Origin of the sequence: Pseudomonas sp. RC2C2, assembly GCF_018390435.1 — a bacterium.
Lineage (GTDB): Bacteria > Pseudomonadota > Gammaproteobacteria > Pseudomonadales > Pseudomonadaceae > Aquipseudomonas > Aquipseudomonas donghuensis.
Genome location: NZ_JAHBAX010000001.1, coordinates 2,650,586 through 2,662,701, shown reverse-complemented (window position 1 = coordinate 2,662,701; position 12,116 = coordinate 2,650,586). Strand labels below are relative to the sequence as shown.

Here is a 12,116-nt window from a genome sequence, read left to right as displayed (position 1 = left end):
GATGAGGTCACCCCCGGCTCAAGCCTGGTAGCGCTCCTTGCCCCACGCCAGCACCGTCTCCAGCAATTGCTGTAACACCACCTGCGTCGGCGCGGCCAGATCCTCGCGGTACTTGAACGGCTCGACCTCTTCCATATAGGTGCTTTGCGCCAGCTCCAACTGCACCGCATGAATGTCGTTGGCCGGGTCACCGTAGTGACGGGTGATATGCCCACCCTTGAAGCGACCATTGAGCACATGGCTGTACTGCTCAAACTTTGCGCAAACGCCCTGCAGCCGCTCAGCCAGCTGCGAGTCGCAACTGGCGCCGTTGAAGGTGCCGAGGTTGAAGTCCGGTAGCTTGCCCTCGAACAGGTGCGGGATGTGCGAGCGGATCGAGTGGGCATCCCACAGCAAGGCATAGCCAAACTGCTCGCGCAGGCGCGCCAGCTCATTGCCGATAGTGTCGTGGTACGGCCGCCAGATCGCTTCCAGGTACCCCGCGCGTTCCTGCGCCGACGGCGCCTGGCCGTCCTTGAACAACGGCTCGCCCTCGAACAGGGTCGCCGGGTAGAGGCCGGTAGTGGCACCGACATACAGCGGCTTGTCGTCGTCCGGGCGGTTCAGGTCGATGACGAAACGCGAATACTCGGCCGCGACCACACTGGCACCCAAGCCACGGGCGAAGTCGTACAGCTGCGGAATATGCCAGTCGGTATCCGGCAGGCTTTGCGCAGGCTCGACCAAGCCCTGCTGCACCGCAGGCGTCAGGCGCAAACCGGCGTGGGGCATGCTGATCAGCAGCGGCAACGTGCCCTGGTGAAAACTCAGTACCTTGTCCATACGGCCTCTCTCAATTGAAAATTTCATGGCCCAGGCGCACCACCCGCTTGGGCAGTTCGCCGCCCAGCCAGTAAGCCAGGTCGGCCGGTCGTTCGATCTGCCAGGCGACGAAGTCGGCCACCTTGCCGGCCTCCAGCGAACCATGGCTATCGCCCAGGCCCAGGGCCGTGGCCGCGTGCAGGGTGACACCGGCCAAGGCTTCTTCCGGGGTCATGCGGAACAGGGTACAGGCCATGTTCAGCATCAGGCGCAGCGACAGCGCCGGCGAAGTGCCAGGGTTGAGGTCGCTGGCAATGGCGATCTTCACCCCATGCTTGCGCAGGGCATCCATTGGCGGCAACTGGGTTTCACGCAGGAAGTAGAAGGCACCGGGCAGCAGCACCGCCACGGTACCGGCCGCCGCCATGGCGATGGCGTCGTCTTCAGTCATGAACTCCAGGTGATCGGCTGACAACGCCTGGTAGCGCGCCGCCAGGCTGGAACCGGCCAAGGACGACAGTTGCTCGGCATGCAGCTTGACCGGCAGGCCCAGCTCCCGGGCCTTGATAAACACCCGCTCGACCTGGGCCGGAGAGAACGCCAGGTACTCGCAGAAAGCATCCACCGCGTCGACCAGGCCCTCGGCGGCCAGGGCCGGGAGCATTTGGTCGCAGATGTGGCTGATGTAGTCGTCTGCGCGATCCTTGTATTCCGGCGGCAAGGCATGGGCGGCCAGGCAGGTGCTGCGCACGGTCAGTGGCAGCTCCTCGCCCAGGCGGCGAATGACCTTGAGCAGCTTGCGCTCGCTGGCCAGGTCCAGGCCGTAGCCGGACTTGATTTCCAGGGTGGTGACGCCATCGCGCATCAGCGCCTGCACGCGCTGGCGGGCGCTGGCGAACAGTTCGTCCTCGCTGGCCGCGCGGGTTGCCCGCACAGTGCTGGCGATACCGCCGCCCTGGGCGGCGATCTCGGCATAGCTGACGCCTTGCAGGCGCTGCTCGAACTCACCGCTGCGGTTGCCGCCAAACACCGTGTGGGTGTGGCAGTCGATCAAACCCGGTGTGACCCAGGCGCCGCCCAGGTCCACGGTTCTGTCAGCGACCAGGGCCGGCAGTTGCTGGCGCGGGCCGATCCACTCGATATGACCGGCGCTGGTGACCATCGCCGCATCCTCGATGATCGAGTAAACGCCTTGCGCCATGCTTGCCACATGGCAGTGCTGCCAGAGGGTTTTCATCCAGAGTCTCCTTGATCAGAGTTGAGAAGGTTCCTGCACCAGCGGCTGCTCGACGGCAACCACCTGTGGCTTGCACCAGAGTTTGTACGCCACCACCAGGAACAGCACCCAGACCACGCCCACCAACAACGCTGCCTGCGTATCCGGGAAGTAGCCGAGTACGCCGAAAACGAACAGCATGAAAGCAATCGCCGCCGCCGGGCCATAAGGCCAGAACGGTACCGGGAATTTCAGCTGGGCGACTTCTTCGCGGCTCATGCTGCGGCGCATGGCAACCTGGGTCACCAGGATCATCAGCCAGACCCACACGGTAGCAAAGGTCGCAATCGAGGCGATCAGCAGGAACACGTTTTCCGGGATCAGGTAGTTGAGCACCACACCGCCGAGCAACGCCGCGCCCATGACCAGTACGGTCATCCACGGCACACCGTGACGGGAGATCTTGGCAAAGCCCTTAGGCGCCTGCCCTTGCTGGGCCAGGCCGTACATCATGCGCCCGGCGCCGAAGATGTCGCTGTTGATCGCCGAGACGGCAGCGGAAATCACCACGATGTTGAGCACGGTCGCCGCCGAACCGATCCCCAGATTGCTGAAGATCTGCACGAACGGGCTGCCCTGGCTGCCAATCTGCGGCCATGGGTACAGGCACATCAGCACGAACAGGGTCAGCACATAGAACAGCAGGATGCGCATCGGCACGGCGTTGATTGCCTTGGGGAGAACGCGCTGCGGGTCCTTGGCCTCACCGGCGGTGATACCGATGATCTCGATACCGCCGAAGGCAAACATCACCACGGCAAACGAGGCGATCAGGCCGCCAATGCCATTGGGCATGAAGCCGCCATGCTCGAACAGGTTGCTGATACCCACGGCGTTATCGGCACCGGCATTGCTCAGGCCGAAGGCCATGATGCCGAAACCGGCCAGGATCATCGCGACGATGGCACCGACCTTGAGCAGCGACAGCCAGAATTCCATCTCGCCGAACACCTTGACGTTGCACAGGTTCAGGCCGCCGATCAGAAAGACGATGCCCAACACCCAGATCCAGCGTGCCACTTCCGGGAACCAGAACCCCATATAGATGCCGAAGGCGGTGACGTCGGCCAGGCAAACGATGATCATTTCAAAGGCATAAGTCCAGCCGAGGATGAACCCCGACATCGGCCCCAGATACGTGCTGGCGTAGTGGCCGAACGAGCCGGATACCGGGTTGTGCACGGCCATTTCGCCCAACGCGCGCATGACCATGAACACTGCCGCGCCACCGATCAGATAAGCCAGCAGCACCGCAGGCCCGGCCATCTGGATGGCCGAGGCCGAACCGTAGAACAACCCGGTGCCAATCGCTGACCCCAGCGCCATGAAACGAATGTGTCGCGCGGTTAGCCCACGCTTGAGTCCTTGAGCTTGAGATTGCATTTTCGCGTCCTGTTCTTGTTGTAGGCGAAAAGCGGCACGGACCCGAGGGTCCGTGCGGCAGGCGGCTGGCCAGGCAGGCCAGCCCGAGGGGTCACAGGCTAGGCAGGACCTTGGCCGGCAGCAGGCCGGTCAGGCGCCCAGCGGCCAGCAGGGCGATGGCCGCCTCGATGTCCGGGGCGAAGAAGCGGTCTTTCTCGTAGAAGGCGACCTTGCTGCGCAGGGTTTGACGCGCCTGCTCCAGTTTTGGCGAAGTCTTCAGGCCTTCGCGCAGGTCCAGGCCCTGACAGGCGGCCAGCCATTCAACGGCGAGGATGCCGCGCACGTTGTCGCTCATTTCCCACAGACGCTTGCCGGCAGCCGGGGCCATCGACACGTGGTCTTCTTGGTTGGCCGACGTCGGCAGGCTGTCGACACTGTGCGGATGGGCCAGGGCCTTGTTCTCGCTGGCCAGCGCAGCTGCGGTGACCTGGGCGATCATGAAGCCGGAGTTGACCCCGCCATTGGCCACCAGGAACGGCGGCAGCTGGGACATGTGCTTGTCCATCATCAGCGAGATGCGGCGCTCGCTCAGCGAACCGATCTCGGCGATGGCCAGGGCCATGTTGTCGGCGGCCATGGCCACGGGCTCGGCGTGGAAGTTACCACCGGAGATCACATCACCTTCGGCGGCGAACACCAGCGGGTTGTCGGACACGGCGTTGGCTTCGATCACCAGCACTTCGGCGGCCTGGCGGAACTGGGTCAGGCAGGCGCCCATGACCTGTGGCTGGCAGCGCAGCGAGTACGGGTCCTGGACCTTGCCGCAGTTCTCGTGGGAGGCGGAGACTTCGCTGCCGTCACCCAGCAGGTCGCGGTAGCAGGCGGCGGCGTCGATCTGGCCGCGCTGGCCACGGGCTTCGTGAATACGCGCATCGAACGGCGAACGCGAACCCAGCACCGCTTCGACGGTCAGGCCACCGACCGACATGGCCGCGGCGAACAGGTCTTCGCCTTCGAACAGGCCGCGCAGGGCAAAGGCGGTGGACGCCTGAGTGCCGTTGAGCAGCGCCAGGCCCTCTTTGGCCGCCAGGGTCAGCGGCTCAAGGCCGGCAACCGCCAGGGCCTCGGTGGCCGACAGCCATTGGCCGTTGTGGCGCGCCTTGCCTTCACCCAGCAGTACCAGCGACATGTGCGCCAGCGGCGCGAGGTCGCCGGAAGCGCCGACCGAACCCTTGAGCGGGATGTGCGGATAGACTTCGGCGTTGATCAGCGCGATCAGGGCGTCGATCACCTTGCGGCGGATGCCGGAGAAACCACGGCTCAGGCTGTTGACCTTGAGCACCATGATCAGCCGCACCAGGGCATCGTCAATCGGCTGGCCAACGCCGGCGGCGTGGGACAGCACCAGCGAACGCTGGAGGTTTTCCAGGTCGTGGCTGGCGATACGGGTCGAGGCCAACAGGCCGAAGCCGGTGTTGATGCCGTAGGCGGTGCGGTTTTCCGCGAGAATCTGCTCGACACAGGCGACGCTGGCGTCGATCTGCTGGTCAGCGCTGGAGTCCAGCTTGAGTTTTACCGGCTGCTGGTAGATCGCACGCAGCTGAGCCAGGGTCAGGGTGCCGGGCTTGAGGGTCAATTCAGTCACGTTAATGCTCCGTACTCGTGAGGCGAATGCGCCTGCATAGATATCAGTATCAACCATTTACCGCAGATCAGCCTGTGATCATCGGCAGGTTCAAGCCTTGTTCTTTGGCGCAGTCGATGGCGATCTGATAACCGGCATCGGCGTGACGCATGACACCGGTGCCCGGGTCGTTGGTCAGTACGCGGGCGATCCGCTCGGCAGCCTCGTCAGTACCGTCGCAGACGATGACCATGCCCGAGTGCTGGGAGAAGCCCATGCCCACGCCACCACCGTGGTGCAAGGACACCCAGGTCGCGCCGCTGGCGGTGTTGAGCAGGGCGTTGAGCAGTGGCCAGTCGGAGACGGCATCGGAGCCATCCTGCATCGATTCGGTTTCACGGTTCGGGCTGGATACCGAGCCGGAGTCCAGGTGGTCGCGGCCGATGACGATCGGTGCCGACAGCTCACCGCGGCGGACCATTTCGTTGAACGCCAGGCCCAGCTTGGCGCGCTGGCCCAGGCCGACCCAGCAGATACGTGCTGGCAGGCCCTGGAAGCTGATGCGCTCGCGGGCCATGTCCAGCCAGTTGTGCAGGTGGGCGTCGTCCGGGATCAGTTCCTTGACCTTGGCGTCGGTCTTGTAGATGTCTTCGGCGTTGCCCGACAGCGCTGCCCAGCGGAACGGGCCGATACCACGGCAGAACAGCGGACGGATGTAGGCCGGTACGAAGCCCGGGAAGTCGAAGGCATTGGTCACGCCCTCTTCCTTGGCCATCTGGCGGATGTTGTTGCCGTAGTCGAAGGTCGGCACGCCCTGCTTCTGGAACTCGAGCATGGCTTTGACGTGTACGGCCATCGATTGCTTGGCGGCCTTGACCACGGCTGCCGGTTCGGTCTGCGCACGCTCGCGGTACTGCTCCCAGGTCCAGCCGGCCGGCAGGTAACCGTTGAGCGGGTCGTGGGCGCTGGTCTGGTCAGTGACCATGTCCGGGCGCACGCCACGCTTGATCAGCTCAGGCAGGATTTCGGCGGCGTTGCCCAGCAGGGCGATGGAAATGGCCTTGCCTTCGGCGGTGTACTTGGCGATGCGCGCCAGGGCGTCGTCCAGATCCTTGGCTTGCTCGTCGACATAACGGCTGCTCAGGCGGAAGTCGATGCGGCTCTGCTGGCATTCGATGTTCAGCGAGCAGGCACCGGCCAGGGTCGCCGCCAGAGGCTGGGCGCCGCCCATGCCACCCAGGCCTGCGGTCAGCACCCACTTGCCCTTGAGGCTGCCGTTGTAGTGCTGGCGACCGGCTTCGACGAAGGTTTCGTAGGTGCCCTGGACGATGCCCTGGCTGCCGATGTAGATCCAGCTACCGGCGGTCATCTGGCCGTACATGGCCAGGCCCTTGGCATCCAGTTCGTTGAAGTGTTCCCAGTTGGCCCAGTGCGGTACCAGGTTGGAGTTGGCGATCAGTACGCGCGGGGCGTTGCTGTGGGTCTTGAACACGCCGACCGGCTTGCCGGATTGCACCAGCAGGGTCTCGTCGTCGTTCAGGTTGGTCAGGCTCTCGACGATCTTGTCGTAGCACTCCCAGTTACGCGCGGCACGGCCGATACCACCGTACACCACCAGCTCTTTCGGGTTCTCGGCCACTTCCGGGTCGAGGTTGTTCATCAGCATGCGCAACGGTGCTTCGGTCAGCCAGCTTTTGGCGGTCAGCTTGTTGCCGCGCGCTGCGCGGATTTCGACGTCACGGTATTTCTTGAAGTTGTTGTCAGTCACGGAAATGGCTCCTCAGCGATCGGTCCAGAGCAACCCAGGCATTGGGTGGGTCATGGCACTTATACAAACACATCTTTACTTGTATGTACAAGCATAGGCAATTGAAATGCCAACTCCTCTCCTGGGTGCTTTCGCGGCGCTAATGCAGGCGCTAGAGCCCCGCAGCACGTGGGCTGTGGCGAGATAAAAAAATTTGAGCCGATGAGTGGTCGAACAACGTGGAGCCGTGGCGTTGCACCACTTTGGGTCAATCGGTAACAGCCCCGGCCGAACCGCTCAGCCGAGGCGTAACAACTTCAGCGAGGGCTCAGCTCGATCAGGCAGCAACGACCCTGGAGGTTCAAGGTCTGCAGGCTATCGGTACCGTCAAGGCGCATGCAGTCATAACGTCCGAGCACATGCTCACCCTGCCCGTCCAGCGCCACCTCGACCTGCGAGGCTGCCGCAAACAGCAGCAAGGTCGTCGCCGAACTGAACACCCGCTGGCTGCCATCGAGCCACTGCAGGCGCGCGCGGTAACGCTCGGGGGAATAGATCAGATTGAAATCGCGAATCGAACCGCCGAGCAGGCTGCAACTGACCTGACTCTCGCCCCTGAAGGCAAAGGCATCGAACGGCAACAGCGGGCGCGTCGGCTGACCATCAACCTGCAGGCGCATGCCCTCACCCTCAAGCACGGTGATAATCCGCTGATAACCGGCAAAGCTGGAAAAGCCACCGGACTCGGCGATATCGGCAATCGATAGACGCCAACCGAAACCCTCCAGGCCTGCGCCGGCATCGCGGGTGATTTCTTCGGTGCTGCCGCCGCCGTTCTTCCATGGCATGCGGGGGTAGTCTTTGGCGCGTAAAATCTGCAACTGGCTCATTTGCTGAAGCGTCCTTCCAGACGATGACGGGATCCGGGATGAATCAGACGAGCGGCAGTCACTGGCTGGCGCCCCGACCAGGTACGGCGGCGGATCAGCAGGCACGGCTCGCCTTGTTCGATTTGCAGCAGGCGGCATTCTTCCGGCTCGGCGAGGATCGCTTCGACCACGTGCTCGCCTTCGGTCAGCGGCGCGACCTGGGACAAATAGGCGTAGGGCGTCTGCCGGGTGAAGTCCTGCTTGAGGTAATCGGGTGCCACCGCGGCGTTGACGAAGCGGTCTTCGATTTGCACGGCAACGCCGTTCTCGTAATGCACGATCAGCGAGTGGAACACCCGCTGGCCTTCACGCATGTCCAGGGCCAGGGCGCGCTCGGAACCGGCGGCCTCTTCGGCCAGGACAATCACCTGGCACGTGTGCTGGTGCCCGCGGGCGGCGATCTCGTCGGCAATGTTGTTGACCTCGAACAGCGCCGAGCGGCTCTTGGGTTCGGCAACAAAGGTGCCGACGCCCTGCATGCGCACCAGCAGGCCTTCAGCAGTCAGCTCGCGCAGGGCGCGGTTGATGGTCATGCGACTGAAGCCCAGCTGGTTGACCAGCTCGCTTTCAGACGGCACCCGGTGATGCGGTGGCCAGCTGCCATTCTGGATCTGCTGGGCGATCATTTGTTTGACCCGGGCGTACAGCGGCGCCGGACCCTCGCCCATCTGGGCAACCAGCGCGGAGACAGGAGGTGTCGGCACGGAAAATATCCTTGTTCGATTGAATGAACGGTAGCTTGCCGGAGTTTACCCAGCAGGCAAACGTCTGTATATGTATATACAAATAATCACAATGAGGTGCCGTGCCGATGTCCGTCTTCTTTGCCGAACGTGCTTTGCTGCCTACGGGCTGGGCCGAAAACGTCCGAATCGAGGTCGGCGCTGATGGCCTGCTGACCAGCCTCCAAGCCAACGCCTCGGCCGAAAACGCCGAACGCCTGGCCGGTCCGCTGTTGCCGGGCATGCCCAACCTGCACTCGCATGCCTTCCAGCGCGCCATGGCCGGGCTCGCAGAAGTAGCCGGCAACCCTAACGACAGCTTCTGGACCTGGCGCGAACTGATGTATCGCCTAGTCGGCAAGATCAGCCCTGAACAGCTGCAGGTCATCGCCCGCCAGCTGTACATCGAGATGCTCAAGGCCGGCTACACCTCGGTTGCCGAATTCCACTACGTTCACCACGACACCCAGGGCCAGGTTTACGCCGACCCGGCGGAGCTATCCCTGCGCATCAGCGCGGCGGCGCGCGCCAGCGGCATCGGCCTGACCCTGCTGCCGGTGCTGTACAGCCACTCCGGCTTTGGCGGGCAAGCCCCGAACGAAGGCCAGCGGCGTTTTATCAACAGCACCGAACAGTATCTGAACCTGCAGGCGCGCCTGGCGCCGCTGCTGGCCGAGCAGCCCGCGCAGGCCCTGGGCCTGTGCTTCCATTCCCTGCGTGCGGTGACGCCGGAACAGATTGCCCAGGTCCTGGCCGCCAGCGACAAGGCCTGCCCGGTGCACATCCATATCGCCGAGCAGCAGAAGGAAGTCGACGATTGCCTGGCCTGGAGCGGTCGCCGGCCATTGCAGTGGCTCTATGAGAACACCGAAGTCGATCAGCGCTGGTGCCTGGTCCATGCCACCCATGCCGAACCCGACGAAGTCGAACTGATGGCCCGCAGCCGCGCGGTCGCCGGCCTGTGCCTGACCACCGAAGCGAACCTGGGCGACGGGATCTTCCCGGCGGTGGACTACCTGGCCCGCGGCGGGCGCCTGGGGATCGGCTCGGACAGCCATGTGTCGCTGAGCGTGGTCGAGGAGCTGCGCTGGCTGGAATATGGCCAGCGCCTGCGCGACCAGCGCCGCAATCGCCTGTACCGCGGCGACCAGCCGATGGTCGGGCGCACCTTGTTCGATGCCGCCCTGAGCGGTGGCGCCCAGGCCCTGGGGCAGCCGATTGGCGAACTGGCGGTGGGCAAGCGCGCAGACTGGCTGGTGCTCGATGGCAACGACCCGTACCTGGCGACGGCCAGTGCAGACGGCATTCTCAACCGTTGGCTGTTTGCTGGCGGCGACCGTCAGGTGCGCGATGTGATGGTCAACGGCCAGTGGGTAGTGCGCCAGGGCCGCCATGCCCAGGAAGAAGACAGCGCGCGGGAATTTGCCGGGGTGCTGCGCAGCCTGTTGGGCTGATCCAAGACCGAGGCGAGACTATCGCTGGCAAGCCAGCTCCCACAGGGATTGCACTGCCCTTGTGGGAGCTGGCTTGCCAGCGATTCGGGCATCAAGGCTTAGCCGCAGCCATGTCCTTGTCCGCCACCCGCCAGATCAGCCGCTGGGTGTCGTAGCCCTGCTGGCGCGCCTTGGCCAGCAGGCTTTCGCGCTGCAAGGCCGGGATGGTCGGGGTACGCGAGAGTATCCACAGGTACTTGCGATCCGGATTGCCGACCAGCGCGGTGTGGTATTTGTCGTCGACGTAGAGGATCCAGTAGTCACCCTTGGCAACGCCCGGCAGCAACTTCGAGAACCAGTTGTCGAACACCACCCAAAGCTTGTCGGTCTTGCCCGGCACCTGCACGTTGGCCGTGCCGCTGGCCTCCTGCCATTCGCCTTCAAGGGTGCGGCAGCGGTTGAGCACACCAACGCTGCCGTCCGGCTTGAGGTTGTAATGGGCCTCGGACTGGGCACAGTCACGCTGGAAATACATCGGCAAACGCGCCAGCTCATACCACTTGCCCTGGTAGCGCTTGAGGTCGACGCTGTTGGCGGTCTTCGGCTCAAGCGAGCCTGCACCGGAACTGGCGCAGCCGCCGAGGATCAACCCGGCGCACAGCGCCAACAGCAGGTGCAGCTGCTTCATTTGAGGCCCTGCCCGGAATACATCAGCACCTTGTCACCGGCGTACTGGACGCTGATAAAGGTCTTCTCGTCGCCCCAGGTGCAGCTGGACATGCCCAAGGCACCGGAGCAATCGGTCGGCGCACCGAGCAGTTTCTCGACCTCGGCCTTGGCCATGCCGGACTTGAGCTGTGAGTAGTTTTCCTGGTTGATCTTGTTGCACGCAGTGAGGAACACGCACAAGGACAGCAGGGCGAGGGAACGCAACGACATGAAGGGTCACTCCTGGACATGAGGGTGCAGGCGCAATGGCCTACCGACAGCTTAGAAGGGAAAAAGCCCATCCGGTTCCCGAGCGTCCCGGTTTTGTTGGCGTCAAAGCCCCGCCATTGGTCGACTGGTGAGTTCTGTGATTAATCTTTTGCCCAGAACGGACGACACAGGAAGGCGCTGCGACCGTTTGCCGCGCCCCATCCGTTGACCCCGCCTTGTGCAGACAGACCTCGCAATGACAAAAAACCTGAAGTTCAGCCACAAGATTCTGCTCGCCGCCGCCCTGGTGGTCGCTGTCGCCTTCACCTGTTTCATCCTGTTCAACGATTACCGCCAGCGCCAGACCCTGCGCAGCAATACCGAAGCCTCGATGCAGGAGCTCGGCAGCCTGACCAGCAGCAACATCCAGACCTGGCTGCAAAGCCGCATGCAAATTTTGCAATCACTGTCCCAGCAGGTCGCCATCGATGGCGCCAGCAAGGACAGCCTGACCCGCAGCCTGAGCCTGCCGGTGTACGGCAGCAACTTTCTGCTGACCTACTTCGGCGGCCAGGACGGCTACATGCAGTCGGTACCGCTGGGCAACCGCGCCGCCGACTACGACCCGCGAGTGCGCGGCTGGTACAAGGCTGCCACCGGCGCCGGCCAGACCATCGTCACCGAGCCGTACATTTCTGTTTCAGCGAACAAATTGGTGATTACCCTCGCCACCCCGGTACAGCATCAGGGCCGGCTGATCGGGGTCAACGGCGTCGACACCGACCTGGACAGCATCAGCGCGATCATCAACGCCCTGAACTTCGACGGCCACGGCCAGGCCTTCATCGTCAACGGCGCGGGCAAGATCCTCGTGCACCCGCAAGCCGACCTGGTCCTGAAAAACCTCAGCGACGCTTACCCGCAAGGCGCCCCGCAGGTCGGCAGCGGCCTGAAAGAAGCCGAACTGGACGGGCACAAGCAGTTCATCACCTTCACCAAGGTCAACGGCGTGCCTTCGGCTGACTGGTACGTGGCACTGGTGCTCGACCAGGATTTTGCCTTTGCCACGCTCAGCGAACTGCGCACCTCGGCGGTGGTCGCCACGGTGATCGCGGTGCTGATCATCATCGCCCTGCTTGGCGTGCTGATTCGCGTGCTGATGGAGCCACTGCACGTGATGGGCCGGGCCATGTATGACATCGCCGAAGGCGAAGGCGACCTGACCCGGCGCCTGCGCATCCATGGCCAGGACGAATTCGGCAGCCTCGGCCAGTCGTTCAACCGTTTTGTCGAACGCATCCATG

Annotated in this window: 10 protein-coding genes and 1 pseudogene; 2 read left to right on the top strand and 9 right to left on the bottom strand. The window is 63.6% G+C overall.

What is annotated here, in order from left to right; all coding sequences use genetic code 11:
* Positions 1-18 precede the first annotated feature (18 nt).
* The 7 genes from hutG to hutC form a co-directional block, all read right to left on the bottom strand.
* Positions 19-822 (bottom strand): N-formylglutamate deformylase, encoded by an 804-nt coding sequence (gene hutG, locus KHO53_RS12315; RefSeq protein WP_010222319.1) that lies wholly within the window; start codon positions 820-822, stop codon positions 19-21.
* 10 nt (positions 823-832) lie between these two features.
* Positions 833-2,038: an imidazolonepropionase gene (gene hutI, locus KHO53_RS12310; RefSeq protein ID WP_036995441.1), complete on the bottom strand. Its 1,206-nt coding sequence runs from the start codon at positions 2,036-2,038 to the stop codon at positions 833-835.
* 15 nt (positions 2,039-2,053) lie between these two features.
* A complete protein-coding gene (locus KHO53_RS12305; protein ID WP_010222317.1) occupies positions 2,054-3,460 on the bottom strand; it encodes an L-histidine transporter HutT in 1,407 nt (468 codons plus the stop codon).
* 91 nt (positions 3,461-3,551) lie between these two features.
* Positions 3,552-5,084 (bottom strand): histidine ammonia-lyase, encoded by a 1,533-nt coding sequence (gene hutH, locus KHO53_RS12300; RefSeq protein ID WP_036995439.1) that lies wholly within the window; start codon positions 5,082-5,084, stop codon positions 3,552-3,554.
* Positions 5,085-5,151: 67 nt separating this feature from the next.
* Entirely contained in the window at positions 5,152-6,831 is a 1,680-nt protein-coding gene (gene hutU, locus KHO53_RS12295) for a urocanate hydratase (RefSeq protein WP_010222315.1), read from the bottom strand.
* Positions 6,832-7,127: 296 nt separating this feature from the next.
* Positions 7,128-7,700 (bottom strand): HutD/Ves family protein, encoded by a 573-nt coding sequence (locus KHO53_RS12290; protein ID WP_213570350.1) that lies wholly within the window; start codon positions 7,698-7,700, stop codon positions 7,128-7,130.
* Positions 7,697-8,407 (bottom strand): histidine utilization transcriptional repressor HutC, encoded by a 711-nt coding sequence (gene hutC / locus KHO53_RS12285; RefSeq protein WP_174242316.1) that lies wholly within the window; start codon positions 8,405-8,407, stop codon positions 7,697-7,699. Before hutC ends, KHO53_RS12290 begins: the two co-directional genes overlap by 4 nt.
* A gap of 143 nt (positions 8,408-8,550) precedes the next feature.
* Between hutC and KHO53_RS12280 the strand changes: the two genes are divergently transcribed.
* The gene (locus tag KHO53_RS12280; RefSeq protein ID WP_213570349.1) at positions 8,551-9,915 is read left to right on the top strand and encodes a formimidoylglutamate deiminase; all 1,365 of its coding nucleotides are present in this window, start codon (positions 8,551-8,553) and stop codon (positions 9,913-9,915) included.
* Positions 9,916-10,006: 91 nt separating this feature from the next.
* Here the strand turns inward: KHO53_RS12280 and KHO53_RS12275 are convergent, their stop codons facing one another.
* The gene (locus KHO53_RS12275) at positions 10,007-10,582 is read right to left on the bottom strand and encodes a lipocalin family protein (protein WP_010222310.1); all 576 of its coding nucleotides are present in this window, start codon (positions 10,580-10,582) and stop codon (positions 10,007-10,009) included.
* Positions 10,579-10,833: an outer membrane protein assembly factor BamE gene (locus KHO53_RS12270; RefSeq protein WP_010222308.1), complete on the bottom strand. Its 255-nt coding sequence runs from the start codon at positions 10,831-10,833 to the stop codon at positions 10,579-10,581. The genes KHO53_RS12275 and KHO53_RS12270 overlap by 4 nt, the downstream gene beginning before the upstream one ends.
* Positions 10,834-11,068: 235 nt before the next feature.
* Here KHO53_RS12270 and KHO53_RS25960 point away from each other — a divergent pair.
* A pseudogene (locus tag KHO53_RS25960) lies at positions 11,069-12,106 on the top strand (HAMP domain-containing protein); the annotation flags it as partial.
* Positions 12,107-12,116: the final 10 nt, after the last annotated feature.